Origin of the sequence: Qipengyuania sp. GPGPB31 (genome assembly GCF_038396345.1) — a bacterium.
Classification (GTDB): Bacteria; Pseudomonadota; Alphaproteobacteria; order Sphingomonadales; family Sphingomonadaceae; genus Qipengyuania; species Qipengyuania citrea.
The window spans coordinates 2,104,786-2,124,299 of sequence record NZ_CP149572.1 but is presented as its reverse complement, the minus strand read 5'-3'; the positions used below and the strand labels follow the sequence as shown (position 1 = coordinate 2,124,299).

Sequence of the window (19,514 nt, the reverse complement as noted above, 5' to 3'; positions counted from 1 at the left end):
CGTGGGACTTGCGCGAAGCGGACATTAGACAGCCTATGCGGCGAAAGTTAGCCAAAGCTGTATGCGGGCGTGATATGGGTACGGAACCCGGCTTTTTCAGCCCCGGCACCGGCAACTATTCCTTCGCCCCGAACAACGCTTCGGCCGCGTCGCGATGCGCGGCTGCGGCCTGCCGGTGTTTCTCGACCCGGGCGATCTCCGCTTCGAGCAGGGCGATGCGGGCGGCGAGCTCGCTTTGCGAATAGGGGGCCAGGTCCTCGCCGGCCAACTGGCTGGCGGCGTCGCCTCGCGGGCGTGGACTCGCGTCATCTTCCATTGACAGCAATGTCGCAATTCTGGGTGGTTGCTGTCAACGGTAACGCGAGGTATTGCGCGGCGGGCGTGCCGGGGGAAAGCGCGCAGCAACCGATCTAGAGGGGGTCCGCGAGTGGCAGCCAATTTGCCCGAGACGATGACGGCGATGGGATTCGACGAGGCCGGGGGGCCCGAAGTGCTCCGTCCGGAAACGCTGCCCGTGCCGGTGCCCGGCGCCAACCAGATCCTGGTCCGGGTCGCCTATGCCGGGGTCAACCGCCCCGACGTTATCCAGCGGCAGGGCTTCTATCCGCCGCCGCCGGGCGCCTCGCCGATTCCCGGGCTCGAAGTGTCGGGTACGGTGGTGGCAACCGGCCCCGGTGTCGGACCCGAGGTGCAGGGTCGCCGCGTCTGCGCGCTGGTGTCCGGCGGCGGCTATGCCGAATATTGCCTGGCGCATGTCGCACACAGCCTGCGCCTGCCCGACGAGATGGCGTTCGATACGGCGGCGGCCATTCCCGAAACGCTGTTCACCGTGTGGCACAATGTGTTCGAGCGCGGCTGGGCCAGCGACGGCGAAACGCTGCTGGTGCATGGCGGGACCAGCGGCATCGGGACCATGGCGATCCAGCTCGCCAAGGCCTTCGAGATGAAGGTGATCTCGACCGCGGGCAGCGACGATAAGTGCGCGGCCATCCGCGAACTCGGCGCCGATCTGGCGATCAATTACAAGACCCAGGACTTCGTCGAGGAGGTCAAGCGCTTCACCGATGGCGAAGGCGTCGATGTCGTGCTCGACATGGTCTCGGGCGATTATGTTGCACGCAACATGGAATGCCTCGCCGAAGATGGCCGTCACGTCACGATTGCCGTGCTTGGCGGGCTGAAGGCGGAAATCAACATGGCCACCGTGATGCGCAAGCGGCTGTCGCTGACCGGATCGACGCTGCGGCCGCGGTCGGACGAATTCAAGGCGCTGATCGCCGACGAGATCTATCATCACGCCTGGCCGCTGTTCGAAGAACGGGCGGTCGCCCCGGTGATGGACCAGACCTTCCCGCTTGCCGAAGCCGGCGCGGCGCATGCGCGGATGGAAGAAGGCGCGCATATCGGCAAGATCGTGCTCGAGGTGTTCGGCAACTGAGGTGGGTTGCTACCTGACCGACCGGGCGGAGACCTTTTGGCGCTTGCCGTAAGGCCCCCGACGACTCGGGATTGTCGCACTGTCGCCTATCGGTAACTCCACTGTGAATCGCCCGTAACAAACATGTGCCAGGGCTAGGGCCGTAACCCATCAGGGGGTCCGGCCCATGAACGATCTGCCCAATCATTTCGACGCCGCGCACAAGGTTGCGAATTTCCCTTCGATCAAGCCCCGCGTACCCGAACGCAGGCTCGAAGAGCGACGCACCTATCGCACGATCTGGATCAGCGACGTGCATCTCGGCACCAAGGGCTGCAATCACGAACTGCTGATCGACTTCCTCGACCACACCGACAGCGACACTATGTATCTGGTCGGCGACATCATCGACGGCTGGCGGCTGAAGAAGAAGGTCTACTGGCCGCCCGAACACAGCGATATTCTCTGGCGCATCCTCAAGCGTGCCAAGCGCGGCACGCGGATCATCTATATCCCGGGCAATCACGACGAGATGGTCCGCCCGTTCAGCGGCATGAATTTCGGCGGAGTGGAAATCATGCGCGCCGCGTTCCACGACACCGCTGACGGGCGCCGGCTGATGGTCCTGCATGGCGACGAATTCGACACCATCATGCTGGCGCACCGCTGGCTCGCCTTCGTCGGCGACGCGCTCTATCACGTGATGATGAAGCTCAACAATTGGGTGGCCGCCGCGCGCAAGCGGTTGGGCCTGCCCTATTGGTCGATCTCGAAAGCGGCGAAGAACAAGGTCAAGAACGCGGTCGAGTTCATCTCGAAATACGAGGAAGTGGTCGCCCGCGCGGCGGCGGAGCGCGGCGTCGACGGCGTGGTCTGCGGTCATATCCACACCGCCGAGTTCCGCAGTTTCGAATATGGCGGCAAGCGCGTCGAATATTGGAACGACGGCGATTGGGTCGAAGGGTGCAATGCGCTGGTCGAACATGCCGACGGCCGCATGGAAATCCTCCACTGGCCTGACGAAGTCGCGCGGCGCAACCGCTGCGAAAGTGACGTCACGCCGTCAGTGCCGGAGGCCGCGTGACCGCGCAACTCGCTGCCGCCGGCACTCGTGCGGCCTGCCCGGCTGTCGCGCCGCAGCGCATCGCGATCGTCACCGATGCCTGGCTGCCGCAGATGAACGGCGTGGTGCGCACGCTCACCACGACCTGCGACCATTTGCGCGCGCAGGGGCACGAGGTGCTGGTGATCTCGCCCGACCAGTTCAGCAGCGTGGCCTGCCCGACCTATCCCGAAATCCGGCTGGCGCTGGCATTGCCGGGCGTGGTCGGCGAAAGACTGCGCACCTTTGCCCCCGAAGCGATCCATATCGCCACCGAGGGGCCACTGGGCATGGCCGCACGCGGCTATTGCACGCGCCGGGGCATCCGCTTCACCACCGCCTATCACACGCAATTTCCGGATTACCTCGCCAGTCGGACGCACCTGCCCGCGCAGTGGTTCTGGCGGTATATCGAGTGGTTCCATCGCCCCGCGCGGCGCGTGCTGGTCGCGACCGAGAGCATCAGCGCGGAATTGCGCGCGCACGGCCTGCCGCAGCTGCATCGCTGGAGCCGTGGCGTCGATCTGGCCTGTTTCACGCCTGATGCGCCGCCGCCACCCGAATTCGCCGACCTGCCGCGCCCGATCCAGCTCTATGTCGGCCGGGTGTCGGTAGAAAAGAACATCGGCGCCTTCCTCGCCAATGGCTATCCCGGCAGCAAGGTCGTGGTGGGGGACGGCCCGGCGCTCGAAACGCTCAGGGCGGATCATCCCGAGGTGCACTTCCTCGGTCGCCGCACGGGACGCGGCCTTGCCGGATGCTACGCCGGGGCGGATGTCTTCGTCTTTCCCAGCAGGACCGACACCTTCGGCCTGGTGATGATCGAAGCACTGGCCTGCGGCACGCCCGTCGCCGCCTTTCCCGTCCCCGGCCCACGCGATATCGTCACCGAACAGGTCGGTGCGCTGAGCGAAAACCTCGACCGCGCGATCGCTGCAGCGCTGTTCTGCGACCGCAAGAGCTGCGCCGATTATGGCGCGGGCTTCAGCTGGAGTGCGGCGACGGGCCAGTTCCTCGCCGGGCTGGCTGCACTCGAGCCGGAGGCATTGCCGAGCGCCTGAGGCTTTCGCTTGTACAATCGGGCACTCTCGCCTAGATGGGCAGGATAACGGCCGTCCCGCGAGGGGCGGCCCTTCTATTTTCGCAAGACGAGAAAAGGCATTTCCATGGCCGACCAACCCAAACCGCTGATGCCGCATGCGACCGCTACATGGCTGGTCGACAACACCGGTCTGTCGTTCGAACAGATCGCGGAATTCTGCGGCCTCCATATCCTCGAAGTGCAGGCGATGGCGGACGATCTGGCGGGCAGCAAGTATACGGGGCGCGACCCGGTGCATGCTGGCGAACTGACGCAGGAAGAGATCGAAAAGGGTCAGGCCGACGCGGAGTATCGCCTCAAGATGCAGCGCGCGCCGGTGGCGGTCAGCCGGACCAAGGGCCCGCGCTACACTCCCGTATCGAAGCGGCAGGACAAGCCCGACGGCATCGCCTGGATCCTGCGCAACCACCCGGAAATTTCCGATGCGCAGATCGGCAAGCTGATCGGCACCACGCGCAACACGATCGGCGCGATCCGCGAACGCAGCCACTGGAACATCCAGAACATCCAGCCCAAGGACCCGGTTACGCTGGGCCTGTGCTCGCAGCGCGAACTCGACGCCGTGGTGGCCAAGGCGGCCAAGAACCTGCCGGTCGACGATGAAGAAGCAGCGCCGGTGGTGGCCAGCGGCAGCAGCGATCGCGAGAAGCTGATCGAGGAACTGCACGCTGAACGCGAAGCCAACGTCAAGGCCGCTGCCGAAGCCGCGCAGGAAGCCGAAGCCGCGGCGTGGCTCGAAGCCAAGCGGACGAGCGAAGACGGCGGAGAGCCGGGCGATACCGGCCCTGCCTAACGCATCGGGGAAAAGCATTCGAAGGCGGGGAAAGCGTTGGCTTTTCCCGCCTTTTTACTTGCGTTTGAGACGCAATACTCCATGCTATTGACATGGATGTAAGCAAGCTACCGAACCATCATCCGGTGCCCTGGAACACCACGTTCGAACCGCTGGCGCTGCCCGCCATGTTCGCGCGGACGGTGCAGGCCCGCCCCGATGCGCCTTTGCTGTATTTTCTCGGCCGCACCTTCACCTATGGCGAACTGTTCCGCGATGCGGAGGCCTTCGCTCATGCGCTCAAGCGCCGCGGGATCGCCCCGGGCGACCGGGTCGGGCTCTTCCTGCCCAATGTCCCGAGCTATGTCGTCGCCTATTACGGGGCGATGATGGCGGGCGCGGTGGTGGTGAATTTCTCGCCGCTCTATTCGGTCGAGGAACTCGAGCAGCAGGTGGCCGATTCGGGCACCCGCCTGCTGGTTACCGTCGATGTCCCCGAGCTCTACGCCACTGCGCAGAAGGTGCTGCAGGGTTCGGCGCTCAAGACGCTGGTCGTCAGCTCGCTGGCGCAGATGCTGCCGTTTGCCAAAGGGCTCGCCATGCGCGTGTTCGCGCGCAGCAAGATCGCGCGCGTCGACTATGGCGAATCGGTCCTCCGCTGGGACGAATTCCTCGAGGGCGGGCGAAAGCACGGGGGCAAGCTGCCCGAGATCGACCCGCAGGCGCTGGCCTTGCTGCAATATACCGGTGGGACGACGGGGACGCCGAAGGGCGCGATGCTCACGCATGCCAATCTGTCGATCAACGCGCAGCAGGTTGCCGGGCTCAATCCCTATGGCGACCCTTCGCACGAGGTCTTCATGGGCGCGTTGCCGTTCTTCCATGTCTTTGCCAACACGGCGTTGCTCAACCACGCGGTGGTGACGGGGGCGGCGATAGCCATGGTCCCGCGGTTCGATGCCAAACAGGTCCTCCAGACGATCGAAAAGCACGGGGCGACCGGATTTCCGGGCGTGCCGACGATGTTTCAGGCGCTGCTCGACCATCCCGACCTGGACAAGACCGACGTGTCGAGCCTGCGAGTATGCATCTCGGGCGGCGCACCGCTCCCTGCGCCCCTGCGCGAGAAGTTCGAAGCCAGGACCGGCGTACGGCTGGTTGAAGGCTACGGGCTTACCGAAAGTTCGGGTGTGATATCGACCAATCCCTACGAAGGCACACGCAAGCCGGGGACCATCGGTCAGGTTGTCATGCAGACCGAAGTGCTGCTGCTCGACAAGGAAGATCCCAGCGTCCTCGCGGCGGAAGGCGAGCCGGGCGAGCTCGCACTCCATGGTCCGCAGATCATGCAGGGCTATTGGAACCGGCCCGATGCAGCGAAGGACGTGTTCGTCGAGCATCAGGGCAAGACCTGGCTGCGCACCGGCGACGTCGCCACGCTCGACAGCGACGGCTTTCTCGAAATCGTCGATCGGATCAAGGACATGATCGCGGTGGGCGGGTTCAAGGTCTTCCCCAGCCAGGTCGAAGACGTCCTGCTCGACCATCCGGGGGTGAAGGAAGCGCTCGTGATCGGACGGCCCGATTCCTATCGCGGCGAAGCGCCGGTGGCCTATGTCACGCTCAACGCCGACGCTCGGGCGACCGGCGAGGAACTGCGCGACTGGCTCAATGCCCGCGTGGGCAAGCACGAACGTGCCGACGAAGTGGTGATCCGTGCCGATCTGCCCAAGACCATGATCGGCAAACTTGATCGCAAGGCGCTGCGCGCCGAAGTGCTCGGCTGACCATACGACAAGGCCGCCTGCGTTCGCACGCAAGCGGCCTCGTGATGTAGCAAGGGCTAGAGGTCAGCCGGCGACGGTCAGCTCGGGCTTTGCCGAGCTTGACGAAGGCGCGGTAGCCGCGCCGCTCTTGGCGTTGCGATGCGCGAAACGTCCCTCGACCTGCGCGCCCTGTTCGATCGTGAGCGCATCGTAGAAGACGTCGCCGGTAATCTTGGCGGTCTTGAGGATCACGAGTTCACGCGCGGTGATCGATCCCTCGACGGTGCCGGCAAGCCGGGCGGTTTCCGCCTTGATCGCGCCCTTGACCGTGCTGGTTTCGCCCTGGACGAGCGCGGAGCAGGCGATATCGCCTTCGACCGCGCCATCGACATGCAAATCTGCCGAAGCGGTGATGTCGCCGGTGATCGCGAGGTCCGATCCGAGGACCGAGAAGGTGGAATTGCTCTTGCTGGCCATGCGCTCGCGTCCCTGATTACTTGGCACGGGCGGGGTTGGGGCTCCGCCGGATTTCTTCGAGAACATCAGGAGCGGTCTCCAGGAAAGTGCGCGGATTGACCGCGCGATTGTTGATACGCACCTCGAAGTGGAGATGCGGGCCGGTCGAACGGCCGGTATTGCCGATGGCCCCGATCGTCTCGCCCGCGGCGACGCGCTGGCCGACTTTCGCGTTGAAGCGCGACATATGCGCATAGCGCGTCATCAGGCCGTTGCCGTGCGTGATCTCGACCGTCTTGCCATAGCCGCCCTTCCAGCCGACGAAGCTGACGCGGCCGTCCGAGGCGGCGCTGATCGGCGTACCGATCGCCCCGCGGAAGTCGAGGCCCTTGTGCATCGCCCCGCCGCCGTTGAACGGATCGCGGCGGAAACCGAAGCCACTGGAAATCATGTCCTTATGCGCCGGCGTCACCTGCGGCACGCCCGCGAGGCCACGCTCGAGCGCATCCATGCGTGCGATCGACAGGCCGAGCCGCACGAAGCGCGGGTCGATCGAACCATCGGCTTCGGTGGCGAGGTTTTCGAACGGACCACCCATCGCGCCGCGTTCGGCGGTGCGGATCATGCTCGCAGAATCGAGCCCGAGCTTCTCGAGCGCCGCGGCAGCGCGCTGGGCACGCCAGTCGGCATAATGTGTGAGACCTTCGACCAGTGCGAGCTGGCGTGCTTCGATGCGGGCGAGTTCGGCGGCTTCGGGAAAGGCTGCACTGACCTTCTCGACCGTCTCGGCAGCCTCTGACGCGCTGTCGCTGACGCTGCTGAATGCCTTGAGGTCTTCGGGCAGCGCCTCGCCCATCGCTTCGAGGAATTCCATGCGGCGGTTGAGGTCGTCCTTCACCGCGGCAATGTCCGCGCCATAGGCATCGACGCGTTCTTCGGCCGTCGCGACGCGGGCTTCGCGGTCGCGGAGCGAAAGCCGCTCGGTTTCCGCGCGATACTGCGTCCAGCCGGCAATCGCGACCGACGCGGCACATACCACCAGCGCAGCCAGCGCCAGCGCCGCTGCCGTCATCTGGACCTTGGACGATATGGTAATGAAGCGCACTTGGCCTTCGGATCGCATGAAGAATTCGCGATCCGGAAACCAGCTGCGCACGCGATTCGCCAAGCCAATGATGGCGTTGCTGTTGCTCAAAACGACCCGTCCCTTATGGTCTTTTCACGTCCCACAGCCGGGCTACCAAACGATGGTTATGAAATCGAATCGCGGTTCCCACAAAATCTACGAGTCGAAGCATCGATGGGACGAGTCGTTTTTATACAATCTTTCAGGGGATCAATTTTGCTTGCCGAAACGAAGTCCAATATTCCCAAGGGCTTAGAATCTTCAAGGGTCGAAGCGGGCAAGCCATTGTATAAGAACGACAAATTCCAGGGCAGAGCCCTTTGACGGGCCCGCGGCGTCGAATCGGGTTGCTCGGCGGCAGTTTCAATCCCGCCCACGGCGGACATCGCCGCATATCGCTCTACCTCTTGCGCGCGCTTGCGCTCGACGAAGTGTGGTGGCTGGTCTCGCCGGGCAATCCGCTCAAGCCCAGGACCGGGATGGCGCCGCTCGCAGCCCGCGTGCGATCGGCAATGGCGCAGGCCCGGCGCGCGCCGATCCGGGTAACCGCGATCGAGCGCGAACTGGGCACCCGCTACACCGTCGATACGCTCGGCGCGCTGACGCGGCGCTATCGCAAAAACGATTTCGTCTGGTTGATGGGATCGGACAATTTGGCGCAATTCCATCGCTGGAAGGACTGGCGCGGAATTGCGCGAACGATGCCGATTGCGGTTATCGCGCGGCCCGGCTATGATGCCTCTGCAATCGCGAGCCCCGCGATGGCCTGGCTGAGGCGCTTTTCCGTGCCGCTGTCCAGCTTTGTTGGAAGGGGCGAATGGAGCGCACCGACACTGGTGACCTTGCGTTTCGATCCCGATGAAAGGTCGGCCACGGCAATTCGCCGCGCCGATCCCGATTGGGCCTTACGCTTCACCGGACCGCCTCCAAGGGACCAACTGACGCATCGCTTGATACTGTCGGGGGAGGAAACCACCGCGCCATGATGCGCGTTGGTCCTTCCATGGCCCAAGCCTCTCAATTCAGGAGCATCGCATCCGCCTATGACACAGGCGCAATCCATCCCGGCATCCGCCGGTTCCAATCCGGCACAGGTGATCGACTTGTCTGACGCAAACCTCGACCCGCTGCTCAAGCTCGTGCTGACGCAGCTCGATGACGACCAGGCGCAGGACATCGTGACCATCGATCTGAAGGGCAAGAGCTCGATCGCCGACCATATGGTCATCGCCTCGGGCCGCTCGACCCGCCAGGTCGCTGCCATCGCGCAAAAGCTGGCCGAGAAAATCAAGCAGGCCGGTTTCGGTCCGGTGAAGCTCGAAGGGCTTCCCGCGGCCGATTGGGTGCTGCTCGACGCGGGAGATATCGTTGTCCACCTGTTCCGGCCCGAAGTGCGCAGTTTCTACAATCTCGAGCGGATGTGGGCCTTCGGCGATGCGCCGCCGGTGGCCGGGAACGCCTGACGCCAGACCGATCTTGAGCAGGGCCGGCCGACGCCCGGTTGGCCCGATCGGACCATCGCCTGCCGGAGGGGTGCGCCATTCTCTTGCATATCATCGCCCGCGGCAAGATCGCGCGCTCGCCCGAAGCGGAGCTCGTGGCGCGCTATGAAAAGCGGCTCACCTGGCCACTGCGCCTGACCGAACTGCCCGAGACGGGCGGGCGCATTCCGGAGCCGCAAACCCCGTGCAAGACCGTGCTGCTCGACGAACGCGGGCAGGATCTGCCGTCCGAAAAGCTCGCGGCCATCCTCGAGCGTTGGCGCGACGTCGGGATGCGCGAATGCCGCTTCGTGATCGGCGCTGCCGATGGCCATGCCGATGACGATCGCCGCGCGGCCGATCTGCTGCTCGCCTTCGGCCAGGCGACGTGGCCGCATCTGCTGGCGCGCGCGATGCTGGCCGAACAGCTCTACCGCGCCACGACGATAATCGCGGGTCACCCCTATCATCGCAGCGGCTGATCGGGCAGATTGTCGCGATGCGCCGCCCCGCCGTCATCGCCGGATTGCTTGCCGCGGCCTGGCTGGGGCTGCCCGCCACCGCGCAGGCGCCTGCCCGGATCGACACCGTCGAAGACGCGCAAGCCGCGCTCGATGCCGCGCGGCAGCAGCAGCGCAACGCCCGCGCCCGCGGCGAACGGCTCGAACAGCGCGCCTCGCGGTCGCGCGAAACCGCGCAGAAGGCGCGCAGCGCCGCTGCCGCCCTGGCGGCGCGCGTCCAGCAGGCCGAAGCCGGTATCGCCGCCGCCGAAGCGCGCCTGCAACTCGCCAATAGCAAACGCCGCAAGCTGGACCGCGAACTGGCTGCCCGCCGTGCGCCCCTGGCGCATCTGGCCGGCGCGCTGCAATCGATGACGCGCAGGCCGCTATCCCTTTCGGCGCTCCAGCCCGGGTCGCTGCGCGACCTGGTCTATACGCGCGCCGTGCTCGACAGCACGATCCCGGTCGTGCGCGAGCGGACCGCGGCGCTGCGCAGCCAACTCGACCGGGCCCGCGCGCTCGAGGCGGAGGCGCGCGCGGCGGTAAGCGATCGCCGCGACAGCGAAGCCACATTGCTGCAGCGGCGCAAGCAATTGGTGGCGTTGGCGGCGCAGGAACGGCTCAAGGCACAGCAGGCTGCCGGCGGCGCCGATCGCGAAGCGCAGCGCGCGCTGGTCCTCGCCGAACAGGCGATCGATCTCGACCAGCTGGTTGCCCGCCTCGAATCCGCCGGATCGCTACGCAAACGGCTTGCGTTGCTGCCCGGACCGGTGGCGCGGCCGGCAAATCCCGCTGCGGCGACCATCTCCGCGACGCCGCGCCCCCAGCCCAGCGCCACCCAGCCGCCGCAGCAATACCAGCTGCCCGTGGCGGGCAGGATCAGCGCGGGCTTCGGCGAAGCGGGGGCCAGCGGCCAGCGCCAAGCGGGGATCGCACTCGACGCGCGCGGCAGCGGACAGGTGGTCGCGCCGGGTGCGGGGCGCGTGATCTTCGCCGGGCCCTATCGCGGCTTCGGCCGTATTGCGATCGTCGAACATGCCAATGGCTGGACTAGCTTGGTGACCGGGTTGGCGTCGCTCGACGTGGCAGTCGGCCAGGCGGTCGACGCGGGGTCCCCGCTCGGCCTTGCCCCGCAGCAGGGCGGCGAAGTGGCGCTGGAACTGCGGCAGGATGGCGAACCGGTGAACCCACTCGATTACCTGCGCTAGGCGCTGGTCGAAACCGGCTCGCGCGTACTGCGTAATGCTGCTCATCTGGCATTAAGCGCGCACAGGCGATAGATTGGCCTGCGCAAAGGAGTCCTCTCGCCCATGAAATTCGCCGCTCTCGCCCGTTCGGCCGCACTCGTGACCGCCGTCGCGCTGATTCCCGCGACCACTGCCAGCATGGCGCAGGTCGATGGCCGCGCGGGGGCCGAATTCTCGAAGGTCCTCGGGGTCTACCAGCGGATCAAGGCGAGCTATGTCGACCCGGTCGACGATGAAACGCTGATGCGCGGCATGATCGATGGCATGCTGGCCGCGCTCGATCCGCATTCGGGCTATCTCGACGGCAGCGATTTGCAGCGGCTCGAAACGATGATCGACGGCAATTATTCGGGCCTGGGCCTCTCGGTCGTGGCGGAAGACGGCGCGGTGAAGGTGATCTCGCCGTTCCGCGGCAGCCCGGCCGATATCGCGGGGATCAAGGCCGGCGATTTCATCACCCATCTCGATGGGCGGCTGATCGTGGGGCAGGAGCTCGACGAATCGGTCGCGCAGATGCGCGGCCGCGAGGGTACCTCGATCCAGCTCACGATCTTCCGCCCGGGCCGCGACGAACCCTTCGATCTTTCTGTGAAGCGCGGCGTGATCGAACTCGAACCGGTCACCTGGGAACTGCATGAGGGCAATATCGGCCAAATCATGGTCAATGAATTTTCCCGCGATGTCGGCAGCGATGTCTTTACAGCGTGGGAAGAAATGAAAGCAGAAGCCACCGGCCGGATCGACGGGCTGGTGCTCGATCTGCGCTCCAACCCCGGCGGCTCGCTCGACGAAGCGGTCGCGCTGTCCGATCTCTTCCTCACCGAAGGCCGCATCGTCTCGCAGCGTGGCCGCGCCCGCGGCGAGAATATCGCCTATGACGCCGAAACCGTATTCCGCGGCGACATCGCCGGCGGCCTGCCGATGGTCGTGCTGATCGATGCTGGCTCGGCGTCGGCTTCGGAAATCGTCGCTGGTGCCCTGCAGGACCATCGCCGCGCCGTGGTGATGGGCGAGCGCAGCTTCGGCAAGGGCAGCGTGCAGTCGCTGCTGCCGCTCGGCCGCGATGCGGCACTCAAGCTGACGACGGCGCGCTATTTCACGCCTTCGGGCCATTCGGTCCAGGAAGGCGGGATCGACCCCGACATTACCGTCCCGCAGCTGTCCGATCCCGATCTGGCCAAGCGCGCGCGCTTCCAGATGCGCGAATCGGATCTGCGCGGCCATCTCATCAACGAGATCGGCATCGAGGACGACGCGGTGGAGAAAGATGCGCGCGACGATCCGCGGTTCCAGCAGACCGCCGAGGAACTGGAAGAGCAGGGGATCGAAGATTTCCAGCTGCATTACGCGCTGCAGACGCTGCGCCGCACGAGCCCGATGAACATTGCCGCGCGCGCGAAATAGGCTAGGCCGCGCAGCATGTTCCTGACGCAGCACGCCCGTCTCGCCCGCCTGCTCGCGCTTGCCGTACCGGCAGCGCTCCTGGGCGGGGCGTATCTCTCAGAATACGGTTTCGGCCTGTACCCCTGCGAGATGTGCTGGTGGCAGCGCTGGCCGCATTTCGCTGCGGTCGGACTGGCGCTGCTAGCCTACACCGTGACGCCGCGGCGACTGTGGATCTGGCTTGCGGCGCTCGCGATCGCGCTGTCGGGCGCCATCGGCCTGTTCCACGCAGGTGTCGAATACGGTTGGTGGCCGGGGATCACCTCCTGCGCGGTCATCGCCGGAGGCGGCAGCGGTAATGCGCTTGAGGACATCATGAACACGCCGCTGGTGCGGTGTGACGAGCCCGCCTGGACGCTCGCGGGGATTAGCCTGGCGGGCTACAATTTCCTCGTGTCGAGCGCGGCAGCACTGGCAATTTCCGTCCTGATGGTGAAGGATCGCAACGCATGACCAAGGTGCCCGACCATATAGCTCGCATGATCCGCGTCGACCAGGCGGGCGAATTCGGCGCCACGCGGATCTACGCCGGCCAGCTGGCGGTGATGGGTGATCGCGGCCCCGATTCGGCTGAAATCGCCGGCATGGCAGAGCAGGAAGCGGGCCACCGCGCGCAGTTCGATGCATTGATGGCGCGCCGCGGGGTCCGCCCGACCGCGCTGCAACCTTTCTGGGACAAGGCAGGGTTCGCACTGGGCGCGGTTACGGCGCTGATCGGCCCCGAAGCGGCGATGGCCTGCACCGCGGCGGTCGAAACCGAAATCGACGATCACTATTCGCGCCAGCTCGACCGGTTGCAGGAGACCGGTGAGGACCCCGAACTCGCGGCGATGATCGAGGAATTTCGCGAGGACGAACGCGAGCATCGTGATGCGGCGCTTGCCGCCGGTGCGGAACGTGCGCCAGCCTACCCGCTGCTGTCGGGCCTCATCCGGCTCGGCTGCCGCGCTGCGATCCGTGTTTCCGAACGTGTCTGACGGGAACCGGGACCCCCGCTTTCGCGCTTCATGACCAGTTCACTGCCCGAAGCGTCTTGTCGCTTCGCCTGCAAACGCCCGAGAGGATACCCATGTCGAAATCGCTGATAGCCATTGCCGGTCTTGCGCTTGCCCTGCCGGCCGCCGCCCATGCGCAGGACGCGGTGGACACGGGCGACGACAGTTACAACATGGTGATCGTCTACGGCGATGACGAATGCCCGCAGTCGACCGCCGACCAGATCGTCGTCTGCGCGCGCAAGGCTGAAAACGACCGCTACCGGATCCCCGAAACCCTGCGCTTCTCGCAAAGCCCGGCGAACACTTCCTGGGCAGAGCGCGTGGAGCGATTCGAAATGGCAGGCGACTTCGGGATCATGTCCTGTTCGCCCACGGGTGCCGGCGGCTTTACCGGCTGCACGCAGGAAATGATCAATGCGGCCTATGCCGACAAGGCGAATGACGCGGGCGTTCGCTTTGGCGAGATCATCGCTGCAGAACGCGCCAAGCGCCTCGCCACGATCGATGAAGACGCAGCCGCCGAACAGGAACGCGTCGAAATGATCGAGCGCGAATATATGGAACGGCTTGAGCGCGAACGCGCTGCCGAAACCGCCGGGGAAGACGCGCTTCCGCAGCCGGAAGCGGGCGCCGATCCGGAGTAGTCTATCCGCGGTTAACCATTTGTGGCTAGGGCAGTGCAATGGCCGCGCCGCGCAAGATCCTCACTGTGTTCGGGACGCGTCCCGAAGCTATAAAGCTGTTCCCGCTGGTTCACCGGCTGGCGCGGGACGACCGGTTCATTGGCCGCGTGTGCATTTCAGCGCAGCACCGAGAGATGCTCGACCAGGTGCTTGATATCGCCGGCATCGTTCCCGATCACGATCTCGACTTGATGACCCCCGGACAAACGCTCGATGCTCTCACCGCGCGGGCGCTGGTGGAAATCGGCAAGGTGCTCGATCTCGAACAGCCCGACTGGGTCGTCGTCCAGGGCGATACCACCACCGTGATGGCGGGGGCGATTGCCGCCTATTATCGCAAGATACCCGTGTGCCATGTAGAAGCGGGCCTGCGCAGCGGCGACATCCACCATCCCTGGCCTGAGGAAGTGAACCGCCGCGTTGTCGGCAGTTTTGCCGCGCTGCACTGCGCGCCGACCACGACCGCCCGGGATGCATTGCTGCGTGAAAACGTGGATCCGGCGACCGTCCACGTGACGGGCAACACGGTTATCGATGCCCTGCAATGGGTCACCGCACGCGTGGGCGACAGCCCCGCGCTGGCGGATGGTCTGCGCGCGCTGGAAGAACGTTTCGCAGGGCGGCGGATCATTGGGGTCACCAGCCACCGGCGTGAAAATTTCGGCGATGGCATGCAAGCTATCGCCAAAGCGGTTAAGTCGATCGCCTCTCGGCAGGACGTTGCGGTTATTTTCCCCGTCCATCTCAACCCTCAGGTGCGCGCGGTGATGAAGGCCGAACTGGCCGGGCTAAACAATGTCGCGCTGCTCGAGCCGCTTGATTACCCGCAGTTCGCGCGGCTGCTCGATATCAGCCACCTAATGCTCACCGACAGCGGCGGCGTACAGGAAGAGGCGCCCGCGCTGGGCAAGCCGGTGCTGGTGATGCGCGAAACCACCGAACGGCCCGAAGGTATCGCCGCCGGAACCGCCCGGCTGGTCGGAACCGATGCCGACAGGATAGTGCGCGAAACCAATCGTCTGCTCGACGACCCGGCTGCCTATGCGGCGATGGCGCAGGCGCACAACCCGTTCGGCGACGGGCATGCCGCCGAACGGATCGCCGATCTGCTCGCAGCCAGCTGACCGGCGTTACTGTTAAATTTACCGACACGCGCTACCACAACCCGCCAAAGGTTCAGGGAAACAGTTTCATGCGTGGTGATACAAAGCCGGATGTGTGCGTCATCGGTCTCGGCTATATCGGCTTGCCCACGGCGGCGATCATTGCACGCGCCGGGTGTCCGGTGCACGGCGTCGATGTGACGCAGACCGTGGTCGACACTATCAATCGCGGCGAGATCCATATCGAGGAGGTCGATCTCGACGGGCTGGTCCAGGCGGTCGTGCAGCGCGGCCTGCTCAAGGCCTCGACCGAAGTTGCGCCCGCGGATGTCTTCGTCATCGCGGTACCCACGCCGTTCGCCAAGGATGGCAACCACACCCCCGATACTTCCTATGTCATGGCCGCGGCAGAGCAGGTCGCTGCTGTCCTAAGAAAAGGCGATACGGTCATCCTGGAATCGACTTCGCCGGTCGGCACCACGGAGGCCATGCGCGATGCCATCGCCGCGCGGCGTCCCGATCTTGCATTGCCCGGGCTGACCGAGGGGCTGCCCGACGTAAGCATCGCCTATTGCCCCGAACGCGTGCTGCCCGGCCGGATCCTCGAAGAACTGACGCATAACGACCGTTCGATCGGCGGAATCACTCCGCGGTGCGCGCGCAAGGCGCTGGCGTTCTACAAACGCTTCGTGAAGGGCGAATGCGTCACCACCGATGCGCGCAGCGCCGAAATGACCAAGCTGGTCGAAAACGCCTTTCGCGACGTCAACATCGCCTTCGCGAACGAGCTTTCGATGATCGCCGACCGTCAGGGGCTCGACGTGTGGGAGGTCATCCGCCTGGCCAATCGGCATCCGCGTGTGAATATCCTCACCCCCGGGCCGGGCGTAGGCGGGCACTGCATCGCAGTCGATCCCTGGTTCATCGTCCATGGCGCGCCCGACGAGGCCAAGATCATCCGCCAGGCCCGCGATACCAACGACGCCAAGATGCACCACGTCCTGGCCCGCGCGCGGGCACTGGCCGCGGCCCATCCGGACGCGAAGATTGCCTGCCTTGGGCTCGCCTTCAAGGCCAATATCGACGACTTTCGCGAATCGCCCGCGCGCTTCGTCGCCGCATCGCTTGCCCGCGAATTCGGCGCGCGCGTGCAGGTGGTCGAACCCTATGCCGGCGCCCTGCCAGCCGAATTCGAAGGCACTGGCGCCGAACTGGTTGATATCGACACCGCGCTAGAGGAATCGGAGGTGCTGATCCCGCTGGTAGACCACGATGTCTTCAAGGTAATTCCGCCCGAAGAGCGGCTGGGCAAGGCGGTTTACGACACGCGCGGGATATGGCCCGACGTGGCCTGAGCCGCAGGGCAGTTCGCTAATCGAGCGCGATATCGGGCGCGTCTTCCTGTTTCATGCCCACGACGTGGTAGCCGCCGTCTACATGGTGCGTTTCACCCGTCACGCCCGATGACAGGTCGGACAGCAGATAGAGGCCCGAGCCGCCGACATCGTCGATGGTAATATTACGCCGCAGCGGCGAATTGAGCTCGTTCCATTTGAGGATATAGCGGAAGTCGCCGATCCCGCTCGCAGCGAGCGTTTTCACCGGGCCGGCGCTGATCGCATTGACGCGGATGTTTTCCGGGCCGAGATCGTTGGCGAGATATTTCACGCTGGATTCCAGCGCCGCCTTGGCCACGCCCATCACGTTGTAATGCGGAATGACCTTCTCCGCGCCGTAATAGGTCAGCGTCAGGATCGAACCGCCCTCGGGCATCATGGCGCGTGCGCGCTTGGCCACCGCGACCAGCGAATAGGCGGAGATGTTCATCGTCATCAGGAAGTTGTCGAGGCTGGTGTCGACATATTTCCCGCGCAGTTCGCTCTTGTCCGAAAAGCCGATCGCGTGAACGACGAAGTCGATCGTCTCCCAGCGCGACTTGAGCGTATCGAAGGCGGTGTCGAGCGTATCCATGTCCGATACGTCGCATTCGATCAGGAAATCGCTGCCCACCTGTTCCGCCAGCGGGCCGACGCGCTTCTTGAGCGCTTCGCCCTGGTAGGAAAAGGCCAGTTCCGCCCCATGCTCCGCCAGTTGCCTGGCGATGCCCCATGCCAGCGACTTGTCGTTGGCGAGCCCCATGATCAGCCCGCGCTTACCTGCCATCAACCCGCTCATGCGGCATGCTCCTCTTCTTCCATTTCGCGCGCCAGGGCGGCGCGGCGGCCTTCGTCGGTTTCTTCCGTCTGGCTGAGTTCCTCTTCGGGCGTCTCGGCCAGCGCCGCATTCAGTTCCGCGCCGATAACCACCCCGAGCCCGACAAGCCAGAAAAAGAACAGGACGATCATCACGCCCGCAAGCCCGCCATAGGTCAGGTCGTAGGCGAAGAAATTGCGCAGCACTGCTGGCATGATCGTGGTCACCGCGATCCACCAGATCGTGGTGAGGAGCACCCCCGGCCACTTGGGATACCGCTTGCGCCGGTATTTGGACGGGGTCAGCGAATAGAAGATCAGGTAGAGCGAGCCAAACAGGCCGAGCGACGGCACGATCCGCGACAGGCGCAGCGCCACCACGCGGTCGACCAGCTGGGGGAAATAGGCCTCGATCACCTCCTGCGCCGCGCCGATCAGGAATTGCGCTATCAGGCTGAGCAGCAGGAGAAAGACCGCGGCGAGGATAACGCCCGCGGACAGCAGCCGGTATTTCCAGAAGGCATGCGTCGCCTGCGTGCCATAGGCGCGCCGCAGAATGTCACGGATCGTTTCGATCAGGCTGCCCACGGTCCACAGCGCCACCGCCGCCCCGGCCCAGAGCAGCCAGCCGCTGCGCGCTTCGATCACGTCGCGCGCGACGGGTTCGATGACGCTGCCGACCATTGGCGGCAGCGCATAGAGGACGGCGTTGATGGTGGCCGCGCGTTCGGCTTCCTCGCCGAAGGCGGAAAACACCGCCGCGCCGAGGATGAAGAAAGGGAAGATCGCCAGCATCGACAGATAGGCCAGATTGCCCGCGTGGATGAACCCGTCGTTATAGGTGCCGATCAGCGCACGCTTGGCGACTTTCCAGGCGCGTGTTCCCGGGCCGACCTGCTGTTCGATCCGGCCGCGCAGATCGCGGGCTTCCTCGCGCCGCTTCTCGGGCGAAAGCGACTGGATTTCGCGTCGCCAGTTGTCCGGCATTTCCTTTTGCGACAAGGGCTACACCCCGAGCTTGCTCCGCGGATCGCTCTCGTCCTTCCATCCATCGAGGCGCTTGGCAAGTTCGTCGAGCGTATCGGGCAGCTGGATTTCGAGCGTTACCAGCTGGTCGCCGCGGGTGCCGGTCTTGCGGGTGAACCCCTTGCCCTTGAGGCGCAGCACGGTGCCGCCGCTGGTCCCGGGCTTGAGCGTCATCATGACCGGGCCATCGACCGTCGGGACGCGGACCTTGCCGCCGTTAACCGCCTCGTCGAGCGTGATCGGCAGGTCGAAGCGCACATCGTCATCATGGCGCTTGAAGAAACTGTGCGGGTCGATCGCGATCGTGACCAGCCCGTCGCCCGGTCCGCCGGGCCCCTGTTCGCCCTTGCCCTTCAGGCGCATCTGCGTCCCGTCCTCGACCCCGTTGGGGAGTTTCAGATCGATCGTCTTGCCGTCCGCCAGCGTGATCCGCTGCGGCTTGAGCGTCGCGGCATCGATGAAGGGGACCCGCAGCCGGTATGCGACATCGGCGCCCTTTTGCGGCGCGCGTCGCTGCTGCGCCCCGCCGAAGGGGCTGCCGCCGGGTCCACCGCGCGGGCCGCGGCCGCCGAACAATCCTTCGAAGATATCGCCCAGGTCGACGTCCTCGGTGCCGAAACCCTGCATGTCTTCGGGCCGGTAGCCGCGTTGGCCGCCGCCGGGCCTGAACCCGCCGCCGCCCATGCCGGCGAAGGGATTGGCCGGATTGCCATCGGCATCGATTTCGCCGCGGTCGAACTGCGCTCGCTTGTCCTTGTCGGACAGCAGGTCATAGGCATTGGTGACCTTGCTGAAGCGTTCGGACGCTTGCGGATTGTCCTTGTTGCGGTCTGGGTGCAACTCCTTCGCCAGCGTGCGATAAGCGCTCTTGATGTCTTTCTCGGACGCATTGCGGCTGACGCCGAGCGTGGCATAGGGATCTGAAGAGTTCGTGGCCATTTGGCGTATCAGCTAGGCACTACAGCGGCACCGCGCAAGCACGCGCGGTTTCCTACGGCTGGGATCGGGGATAGGGGATCAATCATGGATACCGCAATTCTCCTGTCTGTACCGCTCTCGAAGCGCCAACGGCCCGCGCAGAATTTTGCTCCAGAACCGTG

General features: G+C 65.1%; 22 protein-coding genes. 16 read left to right on the top strand and 6 right to left on the bottom strand.

Annotation, left to right across the window (positions count from 1 at the left end; all coding sequences use genetic code 11):
* Window positions 1-115: 115 nt before the first annotated feature.
* On the bottom strand, window positions 116-316 hold the full coding sequence (locus tag WKH79_RS10685; RefSeq protein WP_063506515.1) for a DUF1192 domain-containing protein: 201 nt from the start codon (window positions 314-316) through the stop codon (window positions 116-118).
* A gap of 111 nt (window positions 317-427) precedes the next feature.
* Between WKH79_RS10685 and WKH79_RS10680 the strand changes: the two genes are divergently transcribed.
* From WKH79_RS10680 to WKH79_RS10660, 5 genes are all read left to right on the top strand, one after another.
* Window positions 428-1,438, top strand: a complete 1,011-nt coding sequence (locus WKH79_RS10680) for an NAD(P)H-quinone oxidoreductase (protein ID WP_341858842.1) — start codon at window positions 428-430, stop codon at window positions 1,436-1,438.
* Window positions 1,439-1,604: 166 nt separating this feature from the next.
* Window positions 1,605-2,501: a UDP-2,3-diacylglucosamine diphosphatase gene (locus WKH79_RS10675; protein ID WP_341858841.1), complete on the top strand. Its 897-nt coding sequence runs from the start codon at window positions 1,605-1,607 to the stop codon at window positions 2,499-2,501.
* A 92-nt stretch (window positions 2,502-2,593) separates the two neighbouring features.
* Window positions 2,594-3,580: a glycosyltransferase family 1 protein gene (locus WKH79_RS10670; protein WP_341860118.1), complete on the top strand. Its 987-nt coding sequence runs from the start codon at window positions 2,594-2,596 to the stop codon at window positions 3,578-3,580.
* Window positions 3,581-3,685: 105 nt separating this feature from the next.
* Window positions 3,686-4,414: a DUF1013 domain-containing protein gene (locus WKH79_RS10665; RefSeq protein WP_050601452.1), complete on the top strand. Its 729-nt coding sequence runs from the start codon at window positions 3,686-3,688 to the stop codon at window positions 4,412-4,414.
* Between the two features lie 92 nt (window positions 4,415-4,506).
* The gene (locus WKH79_RS10660; protein ID WP_341858840.1) at window positions 4,507-6,180 is read left to right on the top strand and encodes a long-chain fatty acid--CoA ligase; all 1,674 of its coding nucleotides are present in this window, start codon (window positions 4,507-4,509) and stop codon (window positions 6,178-6,180) included.
* Between the two features lie 63 nt (window positions 6,181-6,243).
* Here the strand turns inward: WKH79_RS10660 and WKH79_RS10655 are convergent, their stop codons facing one another.
* Together WKH79_RS10655 and WKH79_RS10650 are read right to left on the bottom strand one after the other, a co-directional pair.
* Window positions 6,244-6,636: a polymer-forming cytoskeletal protein gene (locus WKH79_RS10655; RefSeq protein ID WP_050601450.1), complete on the bottom strand. Its 393-nt coding sequence runs from the start codon at window positions 6,634-6,636 to the stop codon at window positions 6,244-6,246.
* Window positions 6,637-6,652: 16 nt separating this feature from the next.
* On the bottom strand, window positions 6,653-7,738 hold the full coding sequence (locus WKH79_RS10650; protein ID WP_341858839.1) for a M23 family metallopeptidase: 1,086 nt from the start codon (window positions 7,736-7,738) through the stop codon (window positions 6,653-6,655).
* Between WKH79_RS10650 and WKH79_RS10645 the strand changes: the two genes are divergently transcribed.
* The 11 genes from WKH79_RS10645 (at window position 7,721) to wecC (ending at window position 16,551) form a co-directional block, all read left to right on the top strand.
* Window positions 7,721-8,065 (top strand): hypothetical protein, encoded by a 345-nt coding sequence (locus WKH79_RS10645; protein ID WP_341858838.1) that lies wholly within the window; start codon window positions 7,721-7,723, stop codon window positions 8,063-8,065. The two genes, WKH79_RS10650 and WKH79_RS10645, sit on opposite strands and share 18 nt — an antisense overlap.
* Complete coding sequence (locus tag WKH79_RS10640) at window positions 8,062-8,727, top strand: nicotinate-nucleotide adenylyltransferase (protein ID WP_269420603.1); 666 nt, start codon at window positions 8,062-8,064, stop codon at window positions 8,725-8,727. The genes WKH79_RS10645 and WKH79_RS10640 overlap by 4 nt, the downstream gene beginning before the upstream one ends.
* A 57-nt stretch (window positions 8,728-8,784) precedes the next feature.
* A complete protein-coding gene (gene rsfS, locus WKH79_RS10635) occupies window positions 8,785-9,204 on the top strand; it encodes a ribosome silencing factor (RefSeq protein ID WP_050601448.1) in 420 nt (139 codons plus the stop codon).
* Window positions 9,205-9,281: 77 nt separating this feature from the next.
* A complete protein-coding gene (locus tag WKH79_RS10630) occupies window positions 9,282-9,704 on the top strand; it encodes a 23S rRNA (pseudouridine(1915)-N(3))-methyltransferase RlmH (RefSeq protein ID WP_341860117.1) in 423 nt (140 codons plus the stop codon).
* Window positions 9,705-9,721: 17 nt separating this feature from the next.
* The gene (locus tag WKH79_RS10625; protein ID WP_341858837.1) at window positions 9,722-10,930 is read left to right on the top strand and encodes a peptidoglycan DD-metalloendopeptidase family protein; all 1,209 of its coding nucleotides are present in this window, start codon (window positions 9,722-9,724) and stop codon (window positions 10,928-10,930) included.
* 102 nt (window positions 10,931-11,032) lie between these two features.
* Window positions 11,033-12,373 (top strand): S41 family peptidase, encoded by a 1,341-nt coding sequence (locus WKH79_RS10620; protein ID WP_063506519.1) that lies wholly within the window; start codon window positions 11,033-11,035, stop codon window positions 12,371-12,373.
* Between the two features lie 15 nt (window positions 12,374-12,388).
* Window positions 12,389-12,865 carry a disulfide bond formation protein B gene (locus WKH79_RS10615; protein ID WP_050601445.1) on the top strand — a complete coding sequence of 159 codons (477 nt, stop codon included), beginning with the start codon at window positions 12,389-12,391 and terminating at the stop codon, window positions 12,863-12,865.
* On the top strand, window positions 12,862-13,389 hold the full coding sequence (locus tag WKH79_RS10610) for a demethoxyubiquinone hydroxylase family protein (RefSeq protein ID WP_063506521.1): 528 nt from the start codon (window positions 12,862-12,864) through the stop codon (window positions 13,387-13,389). Before WKH79_RS10615 ends, WKH79_RS10610 begins: the two co-directional genes overlap by 4 nt.
* A gap of 92 nt (window positions 13,390-13,481) precedes the next feature.
* Complete coding sequence (locus WKH79_RS10605; protein WP_160766260.1) at window positions 13,482-14,054, top strand: hypothetical protein; 573 nt, start codon at window positions 13,482-13,484, stop codon at window positions 14,052-14,054.
* A 38-nt stretch (window positions 14,055-14,092) separates the two neighbouring features.
* A complete protein-coding gene (wecB, locus tag WKH79_RS10600) occupies window positions 14,093-15,217 on the top strand; it encodes a UDP-N-acetylglucosamine 2-epimerase (non-hydrolyzing) (RefSeq protein ID WP_341858836.1) in 1,125 nt (374 codons plus the stop codon).
* 68 nt (window positions 15,218-15,285) lie between these two features.
* Complete coding sequence (wecC, locus tag WKH79_RS10595; RefSeq protein ID WP_341858835.1) at window positions 15,286-16,551, top strand: UDP-N-acetyl-D-mannosamine dehydrogenase; 1,266 nt, start codon at window positions 15,286-15,288, stop codon at window positions 16,549-16,551.
* Window positions 16,552-16,567: 16 nt separating this feature from the next.
* On the opposite strand, the gene fabI is transcribed toward wecC, so the two are convergent.
* Genes fabI through WKH79_RS10580 form a run of 3 tightly spaced genes read right to left on the bottom strand, consistent with a single transcriptional unit; the run spans window position 16,568 to window position 19,353 of the window.
* On the bottom strand, window positions 16,568-17,371 hold the full coding sequence (fabI, locus tag WKH79_RS10590) for an enoyl-ACP reductase FabI (RefSeq protein ID WP_341858834.1): 804 nt from the start codon (window positions 17,369-17,371) through the stop codon (window positions 16,568-16,570).
* On the bottom strand, window positions 17,368-18,375 hold the full coding sequence (locus WKH79_RS10585; RefSeq protein WP_341858833.1) for a YihY/virulence factor BrkB family protein: 1,008 nt from the start codon (window positions 18,373-18,375) through the stop codon (window positions 17,368-17,370). Before WKH79_RS10585 ends, fabI begins: the two co-directional genes overlap by 4 nt.
* Window positions 18,376-18,393: 18 nt before the next feature.
* The gene (locus WKH79_RS10580; protein ID WP_063505504.1) at window positions 18,394-19,353 is read right to left on the bottom strand and encodes a J domain-containing protein; all 960 of its coding nucleotides are present in this window, start codon (window positions 19,351-19,353) and stop codon (window positions 18,394-18,396) included.
* Between the last annotated feature and the right edge of the window lie 161 nt (window positions 19,354-19,514).